20 protein-coding genes and 2 tRNA genes are annotated in these 23,184 nt (G+C 68.9%); 8 read left to right on the top strand and 14 right to left on the bottom strand.

Annotation, left to right across the window (positions count from 1 at the left end; genetic code table 11):
- Positions 1–77 precede the first annotated feature (77 nt).
- Positions 78–1,016: a hypothetical protein gene (locus ACFRKB_RS17375; protein ID WP_383106680.1), complete on the top strand. Its 939-nt coding sequence runs from the start codon at positions 78–80 to the stop codon at positions 1,014–1,016.
- A gap of 266 nt (positions 1,017–1,282) precedes the next feature.
- On the opposite strand, the gene ACFRKB_RS17370 is transcribed toward ACFRKB_RS17375, so the two are convergent.
- The 3 genes from ACFRKB_RS17370 to ACFRKB_RS17360 all read right to left on the bottom strand — a co-directional run bounded on the left by ACFRKB_RS17370 (position 1,283) and on the right by ACFRKB_RS17360 (position 3,151).
- Positions 1,283–1,867 (bottom strand): sigma-70 family RNA polymerase sigma factor, encoded by a 585-nt coding sequence (locus ACFRKB_RS17370; protein WP_383106679.1) that lies wholly within the window; start codon positions 1,865–1,867, stop codon positions 1,283–1,285.
- A 143-nt stretch (positions 1,868–2,010) separates the two neighbouring features.
- Positions 2,011–2,787 (bottom strand): LamG domain-containing protein, encoded by a 777-nt coding sequence (locus ACFRKB_RS17365; protein ID WP_383106678.1) that lies wholly within the window; start codon positions 2,785–2,787, stop codon positions 2,011–2,013.
- A gap of 291 nt (positions 2,788–3,078) precedes the next feature.
- Positions 3,079–3,151: transfer RNA gene (locus ACFRKB_RS17360), tRNA-Ala, on the bottom strand.
- Positions 3,152–3,337: 186 nt separating this feature from the next.
- Between ACFRKB_RS17360 and ACFRKB_RS17355 the strand changes: the two genes are divergently transcribed.
- Positions 3,338–3,886 carry a helix-turn-helix domain-containing protein gene (locus tag ACFRKB_RS17355; protein WP_030354386.1) on the top strand — a complete coding sequence of 183 codons (549 nt, stop codon included), beginning with the start codon at positions 3,338–3,340 and terminating at the stop codon, positions 3,884–3,886.
- Positions 3,887–3,920: 34 nt separating this feature from the next.
- A complete protein-coding gene (locus ACFRKB_RS17350; RefSeq protein ID WP_383106676.1) occupies positions 3,921–5,453 on the top strand; it encodes a serine/threonine-protein kinase in 1,533 nt (510 codons plus the stop codon).
- Positions 5,454–5,497: 44 nt separating this feature from the next.
- On the opposite strand, the gene ACFRKB_RS17345 is transcribed toward ACFRKB_RS17350, so the two are convergent.
- The 11 genes from ACFRKB_RS17345 to dnaA form a co-directional block, all read right to left on the bottom strand.
- A complete protein-coding gene (locus ACFRKB_RS17345; RefSeq protein WP_383106675.1) occupies positions 5,498–6,823 on the bottom strand; it encodes a hypothetical protein in 1,326 nt (441 codons plus the stop codon).
- Positions 6,824–7,083: 260 nt separating this feature from the next.
- On the bottom strand, positions 7,084–7,218 hold the full coding sequence (locus ACFRKB_RS17340; RefSeq protein ID WP_211266759.1) for a DLW-39 family protein: 135 nt from the start codon (positions 7,216–7,218) through the stop codon (positions 7,084–7,086).
- A 188-nt stretch (positions 7,219–7,406) separates the two neighbouring features.
- Positions 7,407–7,480 (bottom strand) — tRNA-Ile (locus ACFRKB_RS17335).
- A 58-nt stretch (positions 7,481–7,538) separates the two neighbouring features.
- Complete coding sequence (locus ACFRKB_RS17330) at positions 7,539–8,159, bottom strand: DUF3566 domain-containing protein (RefSeq protein ID WP_383106674.1); 621 nt, start codon at positions 8,157–8,159, stop codon at positions 7,539–7,541.
- Positions 8,160–8,246: 87 nt separating this feature from the next.
- On the bottom strand, positions 8,247–10,913 hold the full coding sequence (gyrA, locus tag ACFRKB_RS17325) for a DNA gyrase subunit A (protein WP_383106673.1): 2,667 nt from the start codon (positions 10,911–10,913) through the stop codon (positions 8,247–8,249).
- A 51-nt stretch (positions 10,914–10,964) separates the two neighbouring features.
- Entirely contained in the window at positions 10,965–13,043 is a 2,079-nt protein-coding gene (gene gyrB, locus ACFRKB_RS17320) for a DNA topoisomerase (ATP-hydrolyzing) subunit B (RefSeq protein ID WP_383106671.1), read from the bottom strand.
- Between the two features lie 453 nt (positions 13,044–13,496).
- On the bottom strand, positions 13,497–14,114 hold the full coding sequence (locus ACFRKB_RS17315) for a DciA family protein (protein ID WP_383106670.1): 618 nt from the start codon (positions 14,112–14,114) through the stop codon (positions 13,497–13,499).
- Positions 14,111–15,310: a DNA replication/repair protein RecF gene (gene recF, locus ACFRKB_RS17310; RefSeq protein ID WP_383106668.1), complete on the bottom strand. Its 1,200-nt coding sequence runs from the start codon at positions 15,308–15,310 to the stop codon at positions 14,111–14,113. Before recF ends, ACFRKB_RS17315 begins: the two co-directional genes overlap by 4 nt.
- A 32-nt stretch (positions 15,311–15,342) precedes the next feature.
- Positions 15,343–16,230 carry a phosphogluconate dehydrogenase (NAD(+)-dependent, decarboxylating) gene (gene gnd, locus ACFRKB_RS17305; RefSeq protein ID WP_365976335.1) on the bottom strand — a complete coding sequence of 296 codons (888 nt, stop codon included), beginning with the start codon at positions 16,228–16,230 and terminating at the stop codon, positions 15,343–15,345.
- 89 nt (positions 16,231–16,319) lie between these two features.
- Positions 16,320–17,450 (bottom strand): DNA polymerase III subunit beta, encoded by a 1,131-nt coding sequence (gene dnaN / locus ACFRKB_RS17300; protein WP_249951456.1) that lies wholly within the window; start codon positions 17,448–17,450, stop codon positions 16,320–16,322.
- A gap of 861 nt (positions 17,451–18,311) precedes the next feature.
- Positions 18,312–20,087, bottom strand: a complete 1,776-nt coding sequence (gene dnaA / locus ACFRKB_RS17295; RefSeq protein WP_383106667.1) for a chromosomal replication initiator protein DnaA — start codon at positions 20,085–20,087, stop codon at positions 18,312–18,314.
- A gap of 376 nt (positions 20,088–20,463) precedes the next feature.
- On the opposite strand from dnaA, the gene rpmH reads away from it, so the two are divergent.
- Genes rpmH through ACFRKB_RS17270 form a run of 5 tightly spaced genes read left to right on the top strand, consistent with a single transcriptional unit; the run spans position 20,464 to position 23,169 of the window.
- Positions 20,464–20,601: a 50S ribosomal protein L34 gene (gene rpmH / locus ACFRKB_RS17290; RefSeq protein WP_030354375.1), complete on the top strand. Its 138-nt coding sequence runs from the start codon at positions 20,464–20,466 to the stop codon at positions 20,599–20,601.
- Positions 20,602–20,627: 26 nt separating this feature from the next.
- The gene (gene rnpA, locus ACFRKB_RS17285) at positions 20,628–20,999 is read left to right on the top strand and encodes a ribonuclease P protein component (protein WP_376584496.1); all 372 of its coding nucleotides are present in this window, start codon (positions 20,628–20,630) and stop codon (positions 20,997–20,999) included.
- Positions 20,996–21,355: a membrane protein insertion efficiency factor YidD gene (gene yidD, locus ACFRKB_RS17280; protein WP_365976332.1), complete on the top strand. Its 360-nt coding sequence runs from the start codon at positions 20,996–20,998 to the stop codon at positions 21,353–21,355. Before rnpA ends, yidD begins: the two co-directional genes overlap by 4 nt.
- A gap of 3 nt (positions 21,356–21,358) precedes the next feature.
- Positions 21,359–22,636 carry a membrane protein insertase YidC gene (gene yidC, locus ACFRKB_RS17275; RefSeq protein WP_383106665.1) on the top strand — a complete coding sequence of 426 codons (1,278 nt, stop codon included), beginning with the start codon at positions 21,359–21,361 and terminating at the stop codon, positions 22,634–22,636.
- 14 nt (positions 22,637–22,650) lie between these two features.
- Positions 22,651–23,169, top strand: a complete 519-nt coding sequence (locus ACFRKB_RS17270) for a Jag family protein (protein ID WP_365976330.1) — start codon at positions 22,651–22,653, stop codon at positions 23,167–23,169.
- Positions 23,170–23,184: the final 15 nt, after the last annotated feature.

Here is a 23,184-nt window from a genome sequence, read left to right as displayed (position 1 = left end):
GCGGCGCGGCGACTGTGCCGCCCCGCTTTCGACCGTCCCGGCTCCGCCGCCGGGGCGTCCCGACAAGGAGTCAGAAGATGATCTGGTACGTCCTGGCCGTGGTGCTGGGGCTGGCGCTGATCGGGGCGGTGACCGCGCTGATCATCACCGAGCGGCGGCGGCCCCGCCCGCCGAAGCCCGTCGCCGCCTCGGCCGCCGTCGTGAACCGCGAGGCACTGGACGTGGTCAACGCGGGCTTGCGCCGGCTGACGGGCGAATGCCTGCGCTCCGGCCGGTCGCTGCCCGACCTGTACGCCGTCGTCTACTCCGAGGAGCGGCTCGCGGTACTGCTGGCCGGGGCCGAGGAGACCGCCCCCGCGCCCTGGACCGCCGAGGCGGACGGCGAGCGCTGGACGCTCTCGCCCGACGATCTGCACCGCCCCGGCCCGGAGGGCGAACCGGCCCTGCCGTACACGCTGACGGTGACGGTGGGCCTGGACGGCCCCGACCGGGTGCTGGTCGACTTCTCCCGGGCCGCGGGGCCCGTCTCGGTGACGGGTCCGGACGAGGAGGTCCGTGCTCTGGTGCGGGCCATCGTCACCGAGGCGCTCGCCGGCCCGGTGGGGGCGCTCGCCGAGGTCACCCTGGTGGGATCCCTGGGCGACGGCCGGCTCCTCTCCGCCGACGAGGCGCGGACCTCACGTCTGCACCACGCGGCCACCCTGGAGGAGGCGTTCGCCGGCGCGTCGGCGGGCACGGGAGCGCCGGAGCACGGATCCGACGTCACCCAGATCTTCCGGCTGATCGAGGGCAGCAGCCGGATCGCCGTCCAGGGCGAGGCGCCGCATCTGTTCGTCGTGGACGCCTCGCAGCTCCCGCGACGGGAAGGGGCACTGGCCGGCCTGCGGCGCGGGGACGCGCTGCTGGTGCTCGGCGAGGCACCCACGGGGTGGCGCTGGCGTGCCGGTGCGGACGGATCGCTCGACACCGGGCCGCTCGGCCTGGAGATCACCCGGCACGCGGGACGTCTGGCCTAGGTCCTGTCCGGTCGATCTTCGCGGATCAGACCGCGGCAGTCTGGTGCAGGGGGTACCCCCGTGCCGTTCAGGCCACGGGGGAGCATCGCAAGGCGGAGGAACGCCCGTGTACTGGACGTACTCGGGCGACTCCGACAACGCGGCGAGGCGCGGTGCCAGGCGTCGTGGGCCCGCGAAGATCGACCGGACAGGACCTGGACGAGTAAGTCCGAAGTGGCGTCGTCCGCCCCCGGGCAGACGGGACTTCGGACTTACCCGTCCAGGTGTCATCCGGCCTCGCGGTCCAGGCCGTCCGCGTACAGCCCGCGGCTGTGCAGTGCCTCGCGCAGGGCGCGGGCGGCGTAGAACGTCCGGGACTTGACCGTGCCCGGCGGCACGGCGAGGACCTTGGCCGTCTGGTTGACGCTGCGTCCCAGGTAGTGCACGTGCAGCAGGACCTCGCGCTGTGCCGGCCGCAGGTCCCGCAACGCCTCGACGAGCACCTGGGAGGTGAGCATGTGGTCCACGCCGTCGGACACCGGAAGGTGGGCGAGTTCGGGGTCACCGGTCTCGGGTGGTCTGGCCTCGCGGGCCCGGTGGCCGTCGATGACGAGATTGCGCAGCACGGTGAACAGCCAGGGCCGCACCGAATCCGCGGTCGGGTCGAGCTCGCCGGCGTGCCGCCAGGCGCGTATCGCGACCTCCTGGAGGACGTCCTCGGCGCGGTGCCAGTCGCCGTCCAGCCGCCGTGCGGCGAACTGCAGCAACGCGCTGCCGTGGAAGTGGTAGAGCGCTCTGAGGAACTCATCGGGGCGGGCTTCCGCGGTGGGGGGGCCGGGTATTCGGTCTTCGGTCGAAGCGCTGGCCGACAAGGGCCTTTCCTCTCCGGTCGTCTGTGGGGGGAGACGGGTTCAGCCGGCTGGGGGGAGACCGGGGGGCGCCGCCGCGAGCCGCCGTGCGCCCGTGCGGCGCCCGTCGGCCTGCGGCGGCGCTGAACTCGTCTCGTCAGCGCTGGTCAGCGCGGTTCGCCGGAGGCGAGCGTGCCCACCTCACGGGGTGTCAGCTCCCGGTCGTAGACATGCACGTCGGCGAGGTCACCGTTCCAGTAGTCGGCCGGCTTGCCATTGAACTTGGCGCGTCCGATCAGCACGGAGCCGGTGGGCTTCACTCTGTTGGAGGCCACCCTCTCTCCCGCGAGCCGGCCGTCCACATAGACCCGCATCCGCTGGTCCTGCTGGCTGTACGTGCCGGTCAGGTGGTACCAGCGGTCGGGCTGCGGCTTCTCGGGCGTCTCCGCGACCGTGCGGGCACCGGTGAAACTGAAGGCGAAGTTCCCGTCCTGGCCCGAGTACTGGAGGAAGAACGTGCTGACCCGGTCGCCGTCCTGGGACACGGCGGTGTAGAAGCCGGTCATGTCCTGGGAGGTGAGGCGGACCCGCGCGGCGACCGAGTAGTCCTTGCCCTCGGTCTCGAGCCGGGTGCCGGTGTCCGCGTATCCGCTGGTGCCGTCCAGCCGCAGGGCGCCGCCGCCGGGGCCGTCGGTCCACTGCGTGCCGCCGCCGACCACGGCGTCGTGCTCGCCGGCCTTCGCGGTGCCGGACTGGTACAGGGGCCACCAGCCGAGGCCCCGCAGCGACTCGGCGCCGCTACTCGGGCCCGGCGCGGCCGGTTTGGGCGCGGCCTGCTCCGTCTCCTTCCCGGAGTCCTCGCCGCGCACCAGTTGGACGACGACGAAGGTCAGCGCGACGGTCAATACGGCGATCGTGGTGATAAGCGGCCATCTGCGCGTCATGAAACTTCCCAGGTGGTGCGGCATGAACGTGTCTCTGGTGATCACGTACCCGCTCCGGAATCGGTTCCAAGTGCATGCACATTGCAACAGGTCTGTGATATGGCGGACCGGGGCGCCGGTGAGCGGTACGCCGGACACGACAAGGGAGTTCGGGGGCGGTCCGGTCACAGACCGTCGAGGACGAGGCAGCCGCCGGGGCGGCGTATGCGATCGCTTCCGGTTCCGGCGGGGTCCGGACACGAAAATGCCCTCCGAAACTGCGTTTCCGCAGTTCAGAGGGCATCTACCAGGTGGAGCCTAGGGGAGTCGAACCCCTGACATCTGCCATGCAAAGACAGCGCTCTACCAACTGAGCTAAGGCCCCTCGAAGGGATGGGTACGGCCGAGCCGCGGAACAGCGCCCGTCCATCTCCGGGACCAGGGTACCGGGTGTACCGAGTGATCCCGCAAAAGGATTGGGACTCCCCGTGCACGACCACGCTCCGTAAGATGCCCCACGAGGTTCGCAGCAGCGAAGCTGCCGCATTGGGGAAGCGATGGGGAGACGCGCATGGACGCCGCACAGCAGGAATCGACTGCCAGAGCCAGAGAACTCCAGCGAAGCTGGTACGGAGAGCCGTTGGGGGCGCTCTTCCGGCGTCTCATAGATGACCTGGGCCTCAACCAGGCCCGGCTCGCCGCGGTCCTCGGGCTCTCCGCGCCGATGCTCTCCCAGCTGATGAGCGGTCAACGCGCGAAGATCGGCAACCCGGCCGTGGTCCAGCGCGTCCAGGCGCTCCAGGATCTGGCCGGTCAGGTGGCCGACGGAAGCGTCAGCGCCGGGGAGGCCACGGACCGGATGGAGGAGATCAAGAAGTCGCAGGGCGGCTCCGTCCTCACCGGCACCAGCCAGACGACGAACAGCTCGGGCGCGCCGACCGTGCGCCGGGTGGTCCGCGAGATCCAGTCCCTGCTGCGCTCGGTCGCGGCGGCCGGCGACATCATCGATGCCGCGGACTCCCTCGCCCCGACCCAGCCCGAACTGGCAGAGTTCCTCAGGGTCTACGGCGCCGGGCGCACCGCTGAGGCGGTCGCCCACTACGAGGCGCATCAGAGCTGACGGCGTACGGGACGACGGGGAGCGAGCACGGCGCATGGGTGAGGTCTTCGCAGGACGGTACGAGCTGATCGACCCGATCGGACGCGGCGGTGTCGGTGCCGTCTGGCGTGCCTGGGACCACCGGCGCCGGCGCTATGTGGCGGCGAAGGTCCTCCAGCAGAGCGACGCGCACACCCTGCTGCGGTTCGTGCGGGAGCAGGCGCTGCGGATCGATCACCCGCATGTCCTCGCCCCGGCCAGCTGGGCCGCGGACGACGACAAGGTCCTGTTCACCATGGATCTGGTGAGCGGCGGCTCGCTGGCGCATGTCATCGGCGACTACGGGCCGCTGCCGCCGCGCTTCGTCTGCACCCTGCTCGACCAGTTGCTGGCCGGTCTGGCCGCGGTGCACGCGGAGGGCGTCGTGCACCGCGACATCAAACCGGCCAACATCCTGCTGGAGGCCACCGGAACGGGCAGACCGCATCTGCGGCTGTCCGACTTCGGCATCTCCATGCGCAAGGGCGAGCCGCGCCTGACGGAGACCAACTACGTGGTGGGAACGCCCGGTTACTTCGCGCCCGAGCAGATGATGGGCGACGAACCGGACTTCCCCGCCGATCTCTTCGCGGTCGGTCTCGTGGCGCTCTATCTGCTCCAGGGCCAGAAACCGGACGCCAAGGCGCTGGTCGACCATTTCACCGCGCACGGCACCCCCGGAGCGCCCCAGGGCATCCCCGAGCCGCTGTGGCAGGTCCTGGCGGGCCTGCTGCAGCCCGAGCCGCACGCGAGGTTCCGTACGGCCACGGGCGCCCGCAAGGCGCTGGCAACGGCCGTGGAGATGCTGCCCGAGCCCGATATCGACGACGAGATCGTCGAGGTCTTCGACCAGATCGGTCCGCTCCCCTCCGCGTTCGGCCCCGAAGGTCCCGTCGGCCCCCGAAGCCCCGGAAACCCCGGCGGCCCCGGCGGCCCCGTCACGGATCCCCGGACCGGCGCCCACCCCGCCGCTCCGTACACCGGCGCCGCCGGCGGCCCGTACACCGATCCGCGCGGGGCTCAGCCACCGACCGGACCGGCGACGGTCACGCCGTCCCCCACGCCGCCACCCTCACCGCCGCCCTCGCCGTCCCCCACTCCGGCGCCCGGACCCGCCTCCATGTCGGAGACCGGCAGTTTCCACCTCCCCCCACCGCCGCCGGGCCGGGACCACACGCCCCAGCAGGACCCGTACTCCTCGCAGCCCCAGCCCCCGTACCCCCAGCAGGCCCAGCCCGCCCCCCAGCAGGTCCAGGTCCCGCCGTACCCGGGGCAGCACGTCCCCTCTCCCTACGACTACGCCGCACCGCCCGACCTGTCCCAGGCGGAGACGGCGGCCGTACCGCAGGAACAGGGCCACACCCGCCCGTACACCGCCCAGAGCCCGCGGGTGCCCTATCAGCAGCCGGCGGTTCCCCAGCCGCGGACACCGGCCGCCCACCGCGCCCCCGCCAAACGACCGGGACCGCCCCCGAAGGTGACGGTCCCGGTCCTGCTGCTGGCGCTGGCCTGTTTCGCCGTGGGCATCTGGGCCCTCACTCAGGTCTGAGGACCCGCGCGCTCACCCGGATCCAGAACGGACGGTCCGGGCGCTCAGCCCGATCCCACCGCCGCGCGCCGCCGCGCGAGAAGCGTCCATACCCCCAGGCCCAGCACCAGCACGGTGCCCACGCCGATCCCCGCGGCCGCGACCACCTTCATCGTGCCGCTGTCCGCCGCGGCGGTCCCCGTCCTACCGTCGTCCTTCGCCGCCTGCCGGTCGTCGGGGTTCACGCTGAAGTCGCCGGCGGGCCCCGCGTACGCCGGAGCGCTCTTCGGATCGCCCGTGACATCGACCCGCAGCGTCAGCCCGTAGGGCCCCGCGCCGAACTTCTCGCCCACCTCCGGGTTGAGGCTGACCCGCAGGTAGTACCAGCCCGCGAACCTCATCTCCTTGTCGCCGGTCCGCGAGCCGAAGCGGTTCTCGTACGCCACCGGGGGCAGCGGGTCGAGGGCCGTCGTCTTCTGCTTGCCGTTGTACGAGAGCGAGTTGGTGCTGTCGACGAGCCCTCGCGCCGGGTTGTAGAGGGCCATGGAGAACGCGCCGCTCACAAACCCCGGCCCTGATCCCGCCGCCGCCGCGCTGCCCAGGTCCGCGGCGGCGAAGATCTGCTGCCCCCAGTCCACCGGCACCCGGTAGAAGAGCGTGGCGCCCGGCTCGATCCGCGCCGTCCACTCGCCCTTCCCCAGCTCCGCCGCGTCATAGAAGCCCGTACCGCCCGCCCGCGACCGCGGCTCGCCGCCGGCCGGCTCCGGCGAGGCGCTGGGCCACCCCGAAGGCGCCTCGGACGGTCCGGGACTCGTGAGCTTCGGCTCGGAGACATGGCGGATCTCCAGCTCCCACGGCTCGGGGGTGGAGGTGTCCTCGCCGGTCCGCTCGATGACCACGTAGTACGCGCCGGCTTCCTGGCAGGAGTACGCCCCCTCGTCGATCAGCCGGTAGGCATAGGCCGCGAGCGGCCGGGGGAATTTGCCCGCCGAGCCGAACTGCGCGTCGTTGGAGCCGCAGTCGCTGCCCTGGCTGTTCTGCAGCGAGATCTCGATCTTGTCTCCGTAGGCGACCGTCGTCGCCGGCCCGGGTACGGCGACGGCCGAGACATAGGCGTTCGTCTCCGCGTCGAGGTTCAGCCGGTAGATGAGCCTGCCGCCGGGCTCGATCGCATCGCGGTAAGTGCCGCCGTCGTCAAGCTGCTTCGCCTCGCTCGTGGTCGCCGCGCCGCTGATCCGCTTCGCGCCGGGATCGAAGGCGTACGGGCCCGGCTCACCGGCCGCCCGAGCCTGGCCCGGCAGCGCCGCCAGCACGCACACCGCCGCGCCCACCGCCGCCGCCCGAGGGCCTCTCACCGACGCCGCCCGCCCCCTGCTGCGCTGCCACTTCACGCGCTTCCCCTCGCCCTCTCGGCCCGCCTGGCCCCTGTCCGGTCGGTCCATCCTGCCCCGGGGCTCCCGCCGCTGTCTGCGGGGTCCGCACGGTCGGCGGGATCGCTCCCGGTCTACCCACCGGGCCTTTGCGTAAGCAAGTCAAACCTTCACATAAGTGAAGTTCATGGGCGGGCGCACAGGCCCGGACAGCACGGGGTCCGGACAGCACGGAGCCCCGACCGCTCGGCGGCCGGGGCTCGTATCAGGACTACTGCGTCTCACACACCCGAACCTGCGGGCACGGAGTCGGTCTCCTCCGTCCACAGATCCTGCTCGGCGCGGTCCGCCTGGATCTGGCGGTACACGAGGAGCCCGCCGATGGCGGCCAGTGCGACCAAGAGAAGCTTCTTCACCGCGCGACCTCGTCTTTCCTTGACGTAGGGGACTTCTGGCGCCCGACTATACACACCGACCGATACCGATCGGTGACCTGCCCGCAACGCGGGGCGGGGCCTCGGCTCATAGGAAGAACGTCCATAGGAACAGCAGCGAAATGCGATCGGCCCGTACGGACAGGATCCGTACGGGCCGATTCTCGCGGTGGGGCTAACAGGATTTGAACCTGTGGCCTCATCCTTATCAGGGATGCGCTCTAACCAACTGAGCTATAGCCCCGCGCTGCCCCTGAAGATTAGCGCACTTCAGGGCCAGCCCCAAAATCGATACCCGGCCCTCACTCGTCCTCGGCGAGCGTGAGCTCAACACCGCCCACGAAGCCCGCGGACAGGTTGTAGATGAAGGCCCCGAGCGTGGCCAGCGCCGTCGCGAGCACCACATCGATCACCGCGATGACCGACGTGAAGATGATCACTCGCGGCAGCGACAGGAACGACTGAAGGTCGAAGCCATTGCTCTCGTTCGAGCCCGTGGCCTCACTGATCGTCCCGCCCACCGTCGAGAAAACGCCCATCGCGTCCATGACCATCCACAGCACGGCGGCCGCGACGATGGTGCACAGACCCAGCGCGATGGAGAGCAGGAAACTGACCTTCATCACCGACCACGGATCGGCCTTCGCCACCCGCAGTCGCGCCTTGCGGGTACGCGGAGTCGTCCGCGCCCCCGTCCGCGGCCGGCGCACCGCGGAAGCGGAAGGAGCCCCCGAAGGACCGGCCCCACCGGAAACGGCAGATGTCACAGACGCCCCTTGCTGAATCTGCTGTCCGCCCTGGCTCGGCCCGCCGCCCTGGGGCGAGGGATACGCCTGCGGCGGGTGGTACGGCTGGGCGGCCGGCTGCGGCTGCCCGGATCCGTACGTCTCGTAAGGGGGCTTCTGCCCCCGAGTGTCGGTCACCGATACCCCCTGGGAGTCCGTGGCAGGGCCACGGGCACCGTTCGCTCCGGAAGCGGCCGATCCGGCGCCCGTGGCTCCACTCACGCTCTACTCCTCGTGCTCCCCGGCCGAGGACTGAGTGCCCTCGGCGACGACCTCGGCCGTACCAGCCTCTTCGGTCCCCGGGTCATCGGTCCCGTCGACCTCTTCGGCTTCACGTCCTGCCTCGGCATTGCGCGCGATTCCGACGACGGCATCCCGCTTGCCCAGGTTGATCAGTTGGACACCCATCGTGTCACGGCCGGTCTCCCTGACTTCGTTGACTCGCGTGCGAATCACACCGCCGCCGAGGGTGATGGCAAGGATCTCATCCGTTTCCTCCACCACCAACGCACCGACGAGAGAACCCCGATCCTCCACAATCTTGGCGGCCTTGATGCCCAGACCGCCACGACCCTGGACGCGATACTCGTCGACAGCGGTCCGCTTCGCGTATCCGCCATCTGTAGCAGTGAAGACGAACGTACCGGGCCGGACGACATTCATCGAGAGCAGTTCGTCGCCTTCGCGGAAACTCATCCCCTTCACGCCCGACGTGGCACGCCCCATCGGCCGCAGCGCGTCGTCGGTCGCGGTGAACCGGATCGACTGTGCCTTCCGGCTGATGAGCAGCAGATCGTCCTCCGCAGACACCAGCTCCGCGCCGATCAGCTCGTCGTCCGCGCCGTCGTCCGTCTCCCGGAGGTTGATCGCGATGACACCGCCCGAGCGGGGTGAGTCGTAATCCTTGAGCGGGGTCTTCTTCACCAGACCCGCCTTCGTGGCCAGGACCAGATACGGCACGGCCTCGTAGTCACGGATCGCCAGGATCTCGGCGATCTGCTCGTCCGGCTGGAAAGCGAGCAGATTGGCCACATGCTGACCGCGCGCGTCCCGCCCGGCGTCCGGCAGCTCGTACGCCTTCGCCCGGTAGACCCGGCCCTTGTTCGTGAAGAACAGCAGCCAGTGGTGCGTCGTCGAGACGAAGAAGTGGTCGACGATGTCGTCTTCCTTCAGCTTCGTACCGCGTACGCCCTTGCCGCCGCGCTTCTGCGAGCGGTAGTCGTCCGTCTTCGTACGCTTCACATAGCCGCCACGCGTGATCGTGACGACGATGTCCTCCTCGGCGATCAGGTCCTCGATGGACATGTCACCGTCGAAGGGCACCAGCTTCGAACGCCGGTCGTCACCGAACTTGTCGACGATGACCGCCAGTTCGTCATGGACGATCTGACGCTGCTTCTCCGGCGAGGCCAGGATCGCGTTGTACTCGTTGATCTTCTGCTGGAGCTCGTCGTGTTCCGCGACGATCTTCTGCCGCTCCAGGGCCGCCAGCCGGCGCAGCTGCATCTCCAGGATCGCGTTCGCCTGGATCTCGTCGATCGTGAGCAGCCCCATCAGGCCCGCACGCGCGGTCTCGACCGTGTCACTGCGCCGGATCAGCGCGATGACCTCGTCGATCGCGTCGAGCGCCTTGAGCAGACCGCGCAGGATGTGCGCGCGTTCCTCGGCCTTGCGCAGCCGGAACTTCGTCCGCCGGATGATGACCTCGATCTGGTGCGTCACCCAGTGCCGGATGAACGCGTCCAGCGAGAGCGTGCGCGGCACGCCGTCCACCAGCGCCAGCATGTTCGCGCTGAAGTTGCTCTGCAGATCGGTGTGCTTGTACAGGTTGTTCAGCACGACCTTGGCGACCGCGTCCCGCTTCAGGACGACGACCAGCCGCTGGCCCGTACGCGAGGACGTCTCGTCGCGGACATCCGCGATGCCGCCGATCTTTCCGTCCTTGACCAGGTCGGCAATCTTCTGAGCGAGATTGTCCGGGTTGGTCTGGTACGGCAGCTCCGTGACCACCAGGCACTGGCGGTTCTGGATCTCCTCGACCTCGACCACCGCGCGCATCGTGATCGAGCCGCGGCCCGTGCGGTACGCCTCCTCGATGCCCTTGCGCCCCACGACCAGCGCGCCGGTCGGGAAGTCCGGGCCCTTGATCCGCTCGATCAGCGCGTCGAGCAGCTCCTCGTGCGTCGCCTCGGGGTGCTCCAGCGCCCACATCGCACCGGCCGCGACCTCCCGCAGATTGTGCGGCGGGATGTTCGTGGCCATACCGACGGCGATCCCGGCGGAGCCGTTGATCAGCAGATTCGGGAACCGCGCCGGCAGAACCGTCGGCTCCTGGTTACGGCCGTCGTAGTTGTCCGTGAAGTCGACGGTCTCCTCGTCGATGTCCCGGAGCATCTCCATCGACAGCGGCATCATCTTGCACTCGGTGTACCGCATGGCCGCGGCCGGGTCATTGCCCGGAGAACCGAAGTTGCCGTTGGAGTCCACCAGCGGCATCCGCATCGACCACGGCTGCGCCAGCCTGACCAGCGCGTCATAGATCGAGGAGTCGCCGTGCGGGTGGTACGTACCCATGACGTCACCGACGACGCGGGCGCACTTGTAGAAGCCCTTCTCGGGCCGGTAGCCACCGTCGTACATCGCGTACAGCACACGCCGGTGGACGGGCTTGAGCCCGTCCCGTACGTCCGGCAGCGCGCGCGACACGATGACGGACATCGCGTAGTCGAGATACGAGCGCTGCATCTCCGTTTCGAGCCCGACCGGCTCTACGCGCATCGCGAGACCTTCAACCGCCTCGACCGCCTCCTGGACCACAGGGGTACCAGGGGTGCCGGGGACGCCGGAGCTCTCGGGGATATCAGGGGTGTCAGGGGTGTTCTCGTCGGCCATTGCTGGTCAGTGTTCCTTTCGGCCTTGTCGAATCCGTCAGCTGAGACCGACTCAGATGTCGAGGAAGCGGACGTCCTTGGCATTGCGCTGGATGAACGACCGCCGCGCCTCGACGTCCTCGCCCATCAGCACCGAGAACAGATCGTCGGCCTGGGCGGCGTCGTCCAGCGTGACCTGGCCGAGCACCCGGTGGTCGATGTCCATCGTGGTGACCCGCAGCTCCTCGGCGTTCATCTCGCCCAGGCCCTTGAAGCGCTGGATCGAGTCCTCGCGGATCCGCTTGCCGTTCTGCTTGCCCAGCTCCACCAGGGCGTCGCGCTCCCGGTCGGAGTAGGCGTACTCGAAGTCGTCCCGGCCCCACTTGATCTTGTAGAGCGGCGGACGCGACAGATAGACGTGCCCGGCCTCGACCAGGGGGCGCATGAAGCGGAACAGGAACGTCAGCAGCAGCGTGTTGATGTGCTGGCCGTCGACATCGGCGTCCGCCATCAGAATGATCTTGTGATAGCGGAGCTTCTCGATGTCGAAGTCCTCGTGCACACCGGTACCGAACGCCGAGATCAGCGCCTGCACCTCGGTGTTCTGGAGGATCTTGTCGATCCGCGCCTTCTCGACGTTCAGGATCTTGCCCCGGATCGGCAGGATCGCCTGGTACATCGGGTTACGGCCCGACTTCGCGGAACCACCGGCCGAGTCACCCTCGACGATGAAGATCTCGCACTTCGACGGATCGTTCGACTGGCAGTCGCTCAGCTTGCCCGGCAGCGACGCGCTCTCCAGCAGCCCCTTGCGCCGGGTCAGATCCCGCGCCTTACGGGCGGCGACCCGGGCCGTGGCGGCCTGGATCGACTTGCGGATGATGTCCGCGGCCTCGTTCGGATTGCGGTCGAACCAGTCCGTGAGGTGCTCGTGCACGATCTTCTGGACGAAGGTCTTCGCCTCGGTGTTGCCGAGCTTCGTCTTCGTCTGGCCCTCGAACTGCGGCTCGCCCAGCTTCACCGAGATGATCGCGGTCAGACCCTCGCGGATGTCCTCGCCCGCCAGGTTGTCGTCCTTCTCGCGCAGGAACTTCTTCTCGCGCGCGTAGCGGTTGACCAGACCGGTCATCGCCGCGCGGAAGCCCTCCTCGTGCGTACCGCCCTCATGCGTGTGGATCGTGTTCGCGAACGAGTACACACCCTCGCTGTACTGCGCGTTCCACTGCATCGCGATCTCGACCGAGAGCAGCCGCTCCTTGTCCTCGGCCTCGATGTCGATGACCGTCGGATGGATCAGCTCGCCCTTGCGCGAGTTCAGGTACTTCACGAAGTCGACGATGCCGCCCTCGTAGAAGTACGTGACCGTACGGGCCGGCTCCTCGCTCGTGCCCTCGGTCACGTCCGTGCCCGCCACATCGGCGCCCACGACGGCCTTCGCCGACTCGCGCTCGTCCGTCAGCGTCAGGGTCAGGCCCTTGTTGAGGAAGGCCATCTCCTGAAAACGCCGCGACAGCGTCTCGAAGGAGTACTCCGTCGTCTCGAAGATGTCCGGGTCGGCCCAGAACGTCACCGTCGTACCGGACTCCGCGGTCTCCTCGTTACGGGCCAGCGGAGCCGTCGGCACACCGAGCTTGTAGTCCTGCGTCCAGCGGTAGCCGTCGCGCTTGACCTCGACCGAGACCTTCGACGACAGGGCGTTGACGACCGAGACGCCGACGCCGTGCAGACCACCGGAGACGGCATAGCCGCCGCCGCCGAACTTGCCGCCCGCGTGCAGGACCGTCAGCACGACCTCGATGGCCGGCTTGTTCTCGGACGGAACGATGTCCACCGGGATACCGCGGCCGTTGTCGACCACACGCACCCCGCCGTCGGCGAGGATCGTCACGTCGATGGTGTCCGCGTGCCCGGCCAGGGCCTCGTCGACGGAGTTGTCGACGACCTCGTACACCAAGTGATGCAGCCCACGCTCACCGGTGGATCCGATGTACATGCCGGGCCGCTTGCGGACCGCGTCCAAACCCTCGAGCACGGTAATGGCACTGGCGTCGTACGAGGCGGTCACCTCGCCGTTCTCGCCAGTGGCGGTGGACGGAGTCTTCTCATTGGGGTTGCCGGAATCGGCCACGAAGCGCCCTTTCTGGCACAGCACGAGCCGTTCTCCGGCTAGCGGGAGCGGCTGCGTCGTTCGGCTTGTATCGACGGGTCCCGCAAGCAGAGCGGGATTTTCCACCAGTCTACCGGTAGCGCCGACCCGAATGGGGGTTTGCCGGTACCTGAGTCCGCATGTGCCGCCCTGAACGAGCGCCCGCCGACTCCCCATATTCGGGAAGGGGCTCCAAGAGGCTCACACCCGCATTGAGCGCTTCGGCCTGTCAACCTCCCACTACGGTGAGGGACACCTCAGCCTCCACAGGCGTCCCACCAGGACATCCCGGAGTCGGAGAGAGCGCCGGAGCGGCCCGGCGACCGGCCCGCGGCGCACTCCGCGACGGCACACCCCACCCGCCGCCACGGAGCGCGCGGAGGTCGGCAGCCTGACCCCTTGAAGGCTGAAAGCCCTGGTCAGAGCCTTCTTCCAGCTGTCAAGACGCAACCGGCGCCATCAGCCGTACGTGTCACCCGGGCCCGTGCTGCCCGGCGCCCGCAGCCGGCCGAACCGCTGCGGCGGGCCCCCCGGGCCCAGCACCTTGATCATCCGTACGGTGCCATGCCCCAGGTCCTCGTTCAGCCGCGCCACCAGCCGGGGCGCCAGCAGCCGCAGCTGCGTCGCCCACGCCGTCGAGTCGCACTGCACCGTCAGCACCCGCTCGTCATTGCCGTCGTCGTACCGCTGCGGCACACAGTGCTTCGCCACGTCCTCGCCGACGATCTGCGGCCACCGGCCCATCACCCCGCCCACGGCCGCCGGCGTCTCCCAGCCCCGCTCCGTGATCAGCCGGTTGATCGCCGCACCCAGCGGCAGCGGATCACGGCCGTCCGCCCGCGCCCCCGAACGCAGCCCGCCACCGCGCCGCGCCTGCTTCTTCTGCTGTACCGCCGCGCCCCGCGCCCGCGCCTGCTCCTTCGCCGCGCGCAGCGCGACCCGCGCCAGATCCACCCCGGACTCCGAGGGCAGCGGCGCACCCGGCGCCCCGGAAGCCGGAGAGGAGCCCGGCAGCTGCGCGGACCCTCCGGAGCCGTCGGCCCCGGGCGCCCCGGACACTCCCCGCGAGATGCTCATACGCGCTCCACCGCACCGTCGGCCACCGCGAACCGCGCCCCGGCCAGCACCCCCGGCACATCGTCGTCCACAGCCGCCGTCACCAGCACCTGCTCACCCGGAACCACCAGCTCCGCGAGCCGCTCCCGCCGCCGCGCGTCCAGCTCGGCGAACACGTCGTCCAGCACCAGCACCGGCTCATTGCCCTCGGCGCGCAGCAGATCGTACGAGGCCAGCCGCAGCGCCAGCGCGAAGGACCAGCACTCGCCATGGCTGGCGTACCCCTTCGCGGGCAGCCGGCCCAGCTTCAGCACCAGGTCGTCGCGGTGCGGACCGACCAGCGTCACGCCCCGCTCGATCTCCTGCTTGCGCACCCCGGCCAGGGCCGCCAGCAGATGCGCGTACAGCTCATCGCGCGACATCACCCCCGAGGTCACGAGCCCGTCCGCCGCCCCGGGCCCCGAAACGCCGTCACCGGAGACGGCGGGCGCCCCGGAATCGCCGGGATCACCGGCGGAGGAACGGTACTCCAGCGCCACCGGACCGCCCCCGGGCGCCAGTTGCTCATACGCCTTGTCCGCCAGCGGCTGGAGCGTCGCGATCAGATCGACCCGCTGCGCCAGCAACTCGGCCCCCGCACGCGCCAGATGCTGGTCCCAGACATCCAGCGTCGACAGATCCATGCCGCGCCCGCCGTGCCGCCGCGCCATCGCCGCCGACTTCAGCAGCGTATTGCGCTGCCTGAGCACCCGGTCGTAGTCCGACCGCACCCCGGCCATCCGCGGCGACCGCGCCGTGATCAGCTCGTCGAGGAACCGGCGCCGCTCACCCGGATCGCCCTTCACCAGCGCCAGATCCTCCGGCGCGAACAGCACCGTCCGTACGATCCCCAGCACATCACGCGGCCTGACCTGCGAGGACCGGTTGATACGCGCCCTGTTCGCACGGCCCGGATTCAGCTCGAGTTCCACCAGCTGCGAACGCTCGCCCTGGGTGACCGAGGCCCGGATCACCGCACGGTCCGCGCCCATCCGCACCAGCGGGGCGTCCGACGACACCCGGTGACTGCCGAGGCTCGCGAGATAGCCGACCGCCTCGACCAGATTGGTCTTCCCCTGCCCGTTCGCCCCCACGAACGCGGTGACGCCCGGATCGAGCGGTACCTCGACCCGGGCGTAGGACCGGAAGTCGGCCAGCGACAGATGCGTGACGTGCATGGATGTACGCGGGCCTCCCCCGGCTCAGGGCTCTACTTCTTGGGCTTGTTCGGCTCGACCGCGTGGCCGCCGAACTGATTGCGCAGCGCCGAGACCATCTTCATCTGCGGCGAATCGTCCTGCCGGGACGCGAAGCGCGCGAACAGCGACGCGGTGATCGCGGGCAGCGGCACCGCGTGGTTGATGGCCGCCTCGACCGTCCACCGGCCCTCGCCGGAGTCCTCCGCGTAGCCCTTCAGCTTCTCCAGGTGCTCATCCTCGTCCAGGGCGTTGACCGCCAGATCCAGCAGCCAGGAACGGATGACCGTGCCCTCCTGCCAGGAGCGGAAGACCTCACGGACATCGGTGACCGAGTCGACGCTCTCCAGCAGCTCCCAGCCCTCGGCATAGGCCTGCATCATGGCGTACTCGATGCCGTTGTGGACCATCTTGGCGAAGTGGCCCGCGCCGACCTTGCCGGCGTGCACGGAACCGAAGTCGCCCTCGGGCTTGAGCGCCTCGAAGACCGGCTCCACCTTCGCCACGTTCTCCGGGGCGCCGCCGTACATCAGCGCGTAGCCGTTCTCCAGGCCCCAGACCCCGCCGGAGACACCGCAGTCGACGAAACCGATGCCCTTGATGCCCAGCTCGACCGCGTGCTTCTCGTCGTCGGTCCAGCGGGAATTCCCGCCGTCCACCACCACGTCTCCGGGCGACAGCAGCTCGGCCAGCTCGTCGATCGTGGCCTGGGTCGCGGCACCGGCCGGAACCATCACCCACACCACTCGCGGACCCTTGAGCTTGCTCACCAGCTCCTGGAGGCTGTGGACATCGGCGAGGTCCGGATTGCGGTCATATCCGATGACGGTGTGGCCTGCGCGGCGGATGCGCTCGCGCATATTGCCGCCCATCTTGCCGAGACCGACGAGACCGAGCTCCATCAGGCGTTCCTTAAGCGTTGAGGCGATTCATACCCGGGTTCGTACCCGGGTCCGAGCCTACGCCCGGACCCGGCCACTCACCTGTGGGGTCAGCCGCTCAGGCGTACCGGCATGATCAGGTACTTGTACGCCTCGTCCGCCTCCGCGTCGACGGCCGGCCGGCCGCTCAGCAGCGCAGGCTTCGTGGACGTCGTGAAGGAGAGCTGGGCGACCGGCGAGTCGATCGCGCTCAGCCCGTCGAGCAGGAAGGTCGGGTTGAAGGCGATCGAGATGTCATCGCCCTCCAGCTGCGCGTCGACGCGCTCCACAGCCTGTGCGTCATCGCTGGAACCGGCCTCCAGGATCAGCACGCCCTGCTCGAAGCTGAGCCGCACCGGGGTGTTCCGCTCGGCGACCAGCGCCACACGCTTGACGGCCTCGACGAACGGGGCGGTCTCGATCACCGCGACCGAGTTGAACTCCGTCGGGAAGAGCGTGCGGTACTTCGGGAGATCGCCTTCGAGCAGCCGGGTGGTCGTACGCCGCCCGGCGCCCTCGAAACCGATCAGCCCCTCGCCGGCCCCCGCCCCGGAGAGCGCCAGCGTGACCGTGTCACCACTGGTGAGCGCCTTGGCGGTGTCCAGCAGCGTCTTGGCGGGCACCAGCGCGACCGCGGACACATCGGAGGCTTCCGGCTTCCACAGGAACTCACGGACCGCGAAGCGGTAGCGGTCGGTCGAGGCCAGGGTGACCGTGTCGCCCTCGATCTCGATCCGTACACCGGTCAGCACCGGCAGCGTGTCGTCGCGGCCCGCGGCGATGGCGACCTGGGAGGCGGCCGAGGCGAAGACCTCACCGGGGACGGTGCCCGTCGCGGTCGGCATCTGCGGCAGCGCCGGGTACTCGTCCACCGGGAGGGTGTGGAGAGTGAAGCGCGAGGAGCCGCAGACCACGGTCGCCCGTACACCGTCTGTGGAAATCTCCACGGGCCGGTTCGGCAGCGCGCGGCAGATGTCGGCGAGGAGCCGGCCGGAGACGAGGACGGTGCCGTCCTCCTCGACCTCGGCGTCCACCGAGACCCGCGCCGAGACCTCGTAGTCGAAGCTGGAGAAGCTGAGAGCGCCGTCCTCGGCCTTCAGCAGAAGGCCTGCGAGTACGGGCGCCGGCGGACGGGCCGGGAGGCTACGGGCCACCCAGGCCACCGCCTCCGCGAGTACATCGCGCTCCACCCGGATCTTCACCGGAACCGCCTCCTGCTGTTGCTGGCTCGCCCTGCTGGCCTTCGTCGTCGGCTGTGATGCCGGGGACCAGTCTGACGTACGGCACCGACAGTCGGTGCGGCTGCGGGTCAAGTCGGCGAGACGGGTGCCGAGGGCTCCGGGGCCGAGTTGTGCACAGGGCCTTCTTCGAAGCGGATTCCTCGTTAACTCTGAGTGGGAGTAGTAGTAGGGCCTGTGGAAACCGTGGATAACGTCATCCGCGCAGGTCAGACCCGTTTTTTTGTCCACCGACCCTGTGGGCGCCAGCCGTGGACAACCCGGTCGTTCTGTGGACGGGCGAAAGTTCTGCACAACCGGTGCACAGGACACAGGGACTTCTCCCCAGCCACGTCCCCAGCTTTACCCACGTTCCCCACAGCCCAATCGACCTCCTTGGTGTGACGCCTTTCACTCGACTCAGCGATCCCGGGTGTTTCGTTGCCGAACAGTGGACAGGGGTGTGGAGAAGCTGTGGGAAAGGGAGGCCCGCCTGTGGGCCGCCAGTGGACAACAGCGCCGGTGCCCTGTGGAAGAATTTTCCGTCCACAGTCTGTGGAGCAGCGTCGGCCACAAATCCACAGGGCTCTGACCTGGACCGATGGCCTCCCGCCCGGTGCGCCTGTGGACGCAATCTGGACAACTTCCCGGTCCCCAGGCTGTGGATGGAAGATCGCGACCCGATCTGTGGAGAAGGCCCCTCCATCCCCAGGTATTCGAACAGCGAGGGCCGGGCGGCGACACGCGGACCCGGCCGCCGCGGGGTCCACAGACCGCGAAAAGGCGCCCAGGGACCGTCGCGGACGGTGTCCCTGAGCGCCTCGGCAGCGAGCGCAGAGCCGGCTGTCAGCCGTTCTTGATGCGGTTGGTGAGCTCCGTGACCTGGTTGTAGATCGAGCGCCGCTCGGCCATCAGCGCGCGGATCTTCCGGTCCGCGTGCATCACGGTCGTATGGTCCCTGCCGCCGAACTGCGCGCCGATCTTGGGCAGGGAGAGATCGGTCAGCTCACGGCAGAGATACATCGCGATCTGCCGGGCCGTCACCAGCACCCGGCTCCTCGACGAGCCGCAGAGGTCCTCCACCGTCAGCCCGAAATAATCGGCGGTCGCCGCCATGATGGCGCTCGCGGTGATCTCCGGGGCCGAGTCCTCCCCGCCCGGGATCAGATCCTTGAGCACGATCTCGGTGAGGCCGAGGTCCACCGGCTGCCGGTTGAGCGAGGCGAACGCCGTCACCCGGATCAGCGCGCCCTCCAGCTCGCGGATGTTCCGCGAGATCCGGGAGGCGATGAACTCCAGCACCTCGGGCGGTGCGTTGAGCTGCTCCTGCACCGCCTTCTTGCGGAGGATCGCGATACGCGTCTCCAGCTCCGGCGGCTGGACATCGGTGGTCAGGCCCCACTCGAAGCGGTTGCGGAGCCGGTCCTCCAGCGTGATCAGCTGCTTGGGCGGCCGGTCCGAGGAGAGCACGATCTGCTTGTTGGCGTTGTGGAGCGTGTTGAAGGTGTGGAAGAACTCCTCCTGCGTCGACTCCTTGCTCGCCAGGAACTGGATGTCGTCGACCAGCAGGATGTCGACATCCCGGTACCGCTTGCGGAAGGTGTCGCCCTTGCCGTCACGGATCGAGTTGATGAACTCGTTCGTGAACTCCTCGGAGCTCACGTACCGCACCCGCGTACCGGGGTAGAGGCTGCGCGCGTAGTGCCCGATGGCGTGCAGCAGATGCGTCTTGCCGAGCCCGGACTCCCCGTAGATGAAGAGCGGGTTGTACGCCTTCGCCGGGGCCTCGGCGACCGCGACCGCGGCCGCGTGCGCGAACCGGTTGGACGCCCCGATGACAAACGTGTCGAAGAGGTACTTGGGATTCAGCCGGGCATGCGGCTCGCCGGGACCCGGCGCCGGGGCGGGCTGGGCGCCCAGCGGTCCCAGCGCTCCGCCGCGCGGACCCCCGCGGCCGGCATGGGGCCCGCCGCCGTGGCGCGGCGACGGCGGGTCCTGGAGCTCGTGCCGGTCGGAGTGCTGCTCGTACGGGGAGTGCTCGGGCCCCTGCGGCTGCCGGTAGTCGTGCTGCGGCTGCTGCTGGTGAGCGGTGGCGTACGGATCGCGGTCCTGGTAGGCGCCCGGCCGGGGCTGCTGCCAGGACAGATCCTCCTGGGTCCGCGGCCAGGCGCCGGGATCGGGACGCTGCTGCTGATAGTCCGGGTACGCGGGCCGTACCGACGGCATGCCGTCGTCCGACGGGCGGTGCCCGTAGCCGTCGTATGTATCGGTCTGCCGCTGTTCGTCGTGGGACGGCCCCTGATAGCGGTGCTGCTGGGGCACGGGCGGGGCCGGCGGGGTGGGGTCGGCGGCCGAGTCGTCGACGGTGATGGCGATCCGGATGGGCCGGCCGCACTCATGGCTCAGCGTTTCGCTGATGAGAGGGGCGAGCCTGCCCTCCAGGACGCGCTTGCCCCATTCATTGGGGACGGCGAGCAGCGCGGTGTCGGCGACCAGCGCGAGGGGCTGACAGCGCTCGATCCACTGCTTGTCCTTGGGCTCGACGCCCTGCTGGCCCTCCCTGAGGAGCTGCTCCAGCACTCGTGGCCACACTGCGGCAAGATCGGCAGGTACATCAGCCACAAGGCACGCTCTCTCGCAGGTCCAGATCCCACGAATGTGTGGTTCTCGGGACGGGATGGGAAGACCGGCAGGAAATGAAGCCGGAGTTCAGCCACGGTAGTCAGGGCGACCCGCGCGGTTCAAGTTGTTGTCCACAGCCTGTGCACAATGGGGCCCGGCATGGAGCTGGTTTGACCGGATGGCGTAGCCGCGCGTACCGTGACCAGGTCGAGTTGTCGATGGCTGCTGCCGCCTGCCTCCGATGGGCAAAGATCACGATCTGTGGTTGTGAAGCGGTGCACTCGGGCGTGATCGCGAGCTTCTCAGCTTCTCGTGGGCGCACGGTGACAGCCAGGCGATGTCCCGCCATCCACACATCATTTTCTGGAGCCCCCGAGTGAGCAAGCGCACCTTCCAGCCGAACAACCGCCGTCGCGCCAAGACCCACGGGTTCCGGCTGCGGATGCGTACCCGTGCCGGTCGCGCGATTCTCGCGACCCGCCGTGGCAAGGGTCGCGCCCGTCTGTCGGCCTGAGCGCCTGATCGCCAACAGGTCATGACGTGCTGCCTACCGAGAATCGGCTGAGGCGGCGCGAGGACTTCGCGGCCGCGGTACGCCGGGGACGCCGGGCCGGACGCCCGCTTCTCGTCGTCCATCTACGCAGCGGTGCAACGGACCCGCACGCGCCAGGGGAGAGCGCCTCCCCGACGCGTGCGGGTTTCGTCGTCAGCAAGGCCGTGGGTGGAGCCGTCGTACGTAACCAGGTGAAGCGCAGACTGCGTCATCTGATACGCGAACGACTGTCCGAGCTGCCCCCCGGTAGCCTGGTTGTCGTACGGGCGCTGCCTGGAGCGGGCGACGCCGAATATGCACACCTGGCCCGAGACCTGGACGCCGCCTTTCAGCGGCTGCTGGGAGGGGGCACACGATGAAGTACCCGCTGCTGGCTCTGATCAAGCTGTACCAGTGGACGATCAGCCCGCTTCTCGGGCCCGTCTGCCGGTACTACCCGTCGTGTTCGCACTACGGATACACGGCCATCGACCGGCATGGCGCGGTGAAGGGCACGGCACTGACCGCCTGGCGCATTCTGCGGTGCAATCCGTGGTCGCCGGGTGGTGTGGACCATGTCCCGCCGCGCAAACGCCCGCGCTGGCATGAATCGCTGCGCAATGCCTGGCGCGGCCGTAAGGGCGGACACTCCGCCGCTGGCGTGCCTTCCGGGGGACCGGCCCCCGACACCCCGAGTCCGGCCGCAGAGACCTCGCCCAAAGCTCAAGGAGCCTGATTAGTGGACACGATTGCCAGTCTCTTCAGTTTTATCACCACACCTGTTTCATGGGTCATCGTCCAGTTCCACTCGCTGTACGGGATGATTTTCGGCCCCGACACGGGCTGGGCCTGGGGGCTGTCCATCGTGTCCCTGGTGGTACTGATCCGGATCTGTCTGATCCCGCTGTTCGTCAAGCAGATCAAGTCGACCCGGAACATGCAGGTGCTCCAGCCCAAGATGAAGGCGATCCAGGAGCGCTACAAGAACGACAAACAGCGTCAGTCCGAAGAGATGATGAAGCTGTACAAGGAGACGGGTACCAACCCGCTCTCCTCATGTCTTCCCATCCTGGCGCAGTCGCCGTTCTTCTTTGCCCTGTACCACGTGCTCTCCAGCATCGCGAGCGGCAAGACCGTTGGCGTCATCGATGACCAGAGGCTGCTGGACAGCGCGCGTCAGGCGCATATCTTCGGTGCCCCGCTGGCCGCCAAGTTCATGGACAGCACCGAGAAGGTCGCCTCCCTGAACGCCTCGCTGACCGATGTGCGGGTCGTCACCGCGATCATGATCGTGCTGATGTCGGCGTCGCAGTTCTACACGCAGCGCCAGCTGATGACGAAGAACGTCGACCTGACGGTCAAGACGCCGTACATGCAGCAGCAGAAGATGCTGATGTACATCTTCCCGCTGATCTTCGCCGTCACGGGTGTCAACTTCCCCGTCGGTGTCCTGGTCTACTGGCTGACCACCAACGTGTGGACCATGGGCCAGCAGATGTATGTGATCAACCAGAACCCGACCCCGGGCAGCAAGGCGCAGGACCAGTACCTGCAGCGTCTGCTGAAGAACATCACCGCGCACAGCGAGGTGCGGTCCCGCCGTAAGCGCACCATCGTCCAGGCGATCGTGGCCAAGGGCCCGGACCGCAATGACAACGAGCGCAAGTTCGTCACGAGCCTGGCCAAGGCCGGGCTGGCCGCGCAGCCCGACGGAACGGTGATCAAGAGCGACACCGCCGCTGCCGAGGCCGAGTCCGGCGGTGCGGCGAGGCGGCACCAGCCCAAGCGCCAGACCAAGGCGAAGCGGCAGGCCGCCGCCCAGTCGGGTACGGACAAGCAGGAACAGCCCAAGGACTCCGAGGCCGCCGACAAGTCGGCGAAGACTTCGTTGGAGAAGGGCGAGCCGCAGGACACCAGGTCCAAGGCGTCGGGCACCCCCGCCGCCGGTTCCGCACGCCAAGCCAAGTCGGGGCAGCGTAAGGGCCAGCAGCGGCCCAAGCACCCGTCCAAGAAGTAAGAAGGAGTCCATCCGTGACGGAAGGCACCATCTCCGCCGCCGAGTCCGCCGACGAGGGGGGCGACACCCTGACCCGCCTGGAGCAGGAAGGGGAGATCGCGGCCGACTACCTCGAAGGGCTGCTCGATATCGCTGATCTCGACGGCGACATCGACATGGACGTCGAGGCCGACCGGGCCGCGGTCTCGATCATCAGTGACTCGGCGCGGGATCTGCAGAAGCTTGTCGGACGCGACGGCGAGGTGCTGGAGGCGCTTCAGGAGCTGACGCGGCTCGCCGTGCACCGGGAGACCGGCGACCGCAGCCGGCTGATGCTGGACATCGCCGGCTTCCGGGCCAAGAAGCGCACCGAGCTGGCCGAGCTGGGCGCCAAGGCCGCGGAAGAGGTGAAGAGCACCGGTGAGCCGGTGAAGCTGAACCCCATGACACCCTTCGAGCGGAAGGTCGTGCATGACGCGGTCGCCGCCGCGGGTCTGCGCAGTGAGTCCGAGGGCGAGGAGCCGCAGCGCTTCGTCGTGGTGCTCCCTGCCTGAGTGGTCCATTCTTTT

The organism is Streptomyces scopuliridis, assembly GCF_042790125.1.
Classification (GTDB): domain Bacteria; phylum Actinomycetota; class Actinomycetes; order Streptomycetales; family Streptomycetaceae; genus Streptomyces; species Streptomyces scopuliridis_A.
The sequence above is the reverse complement of the archived record's forward strand: the minus strand, read 5'-3'. Positions and strand labels throughout refer to the sequence as shown.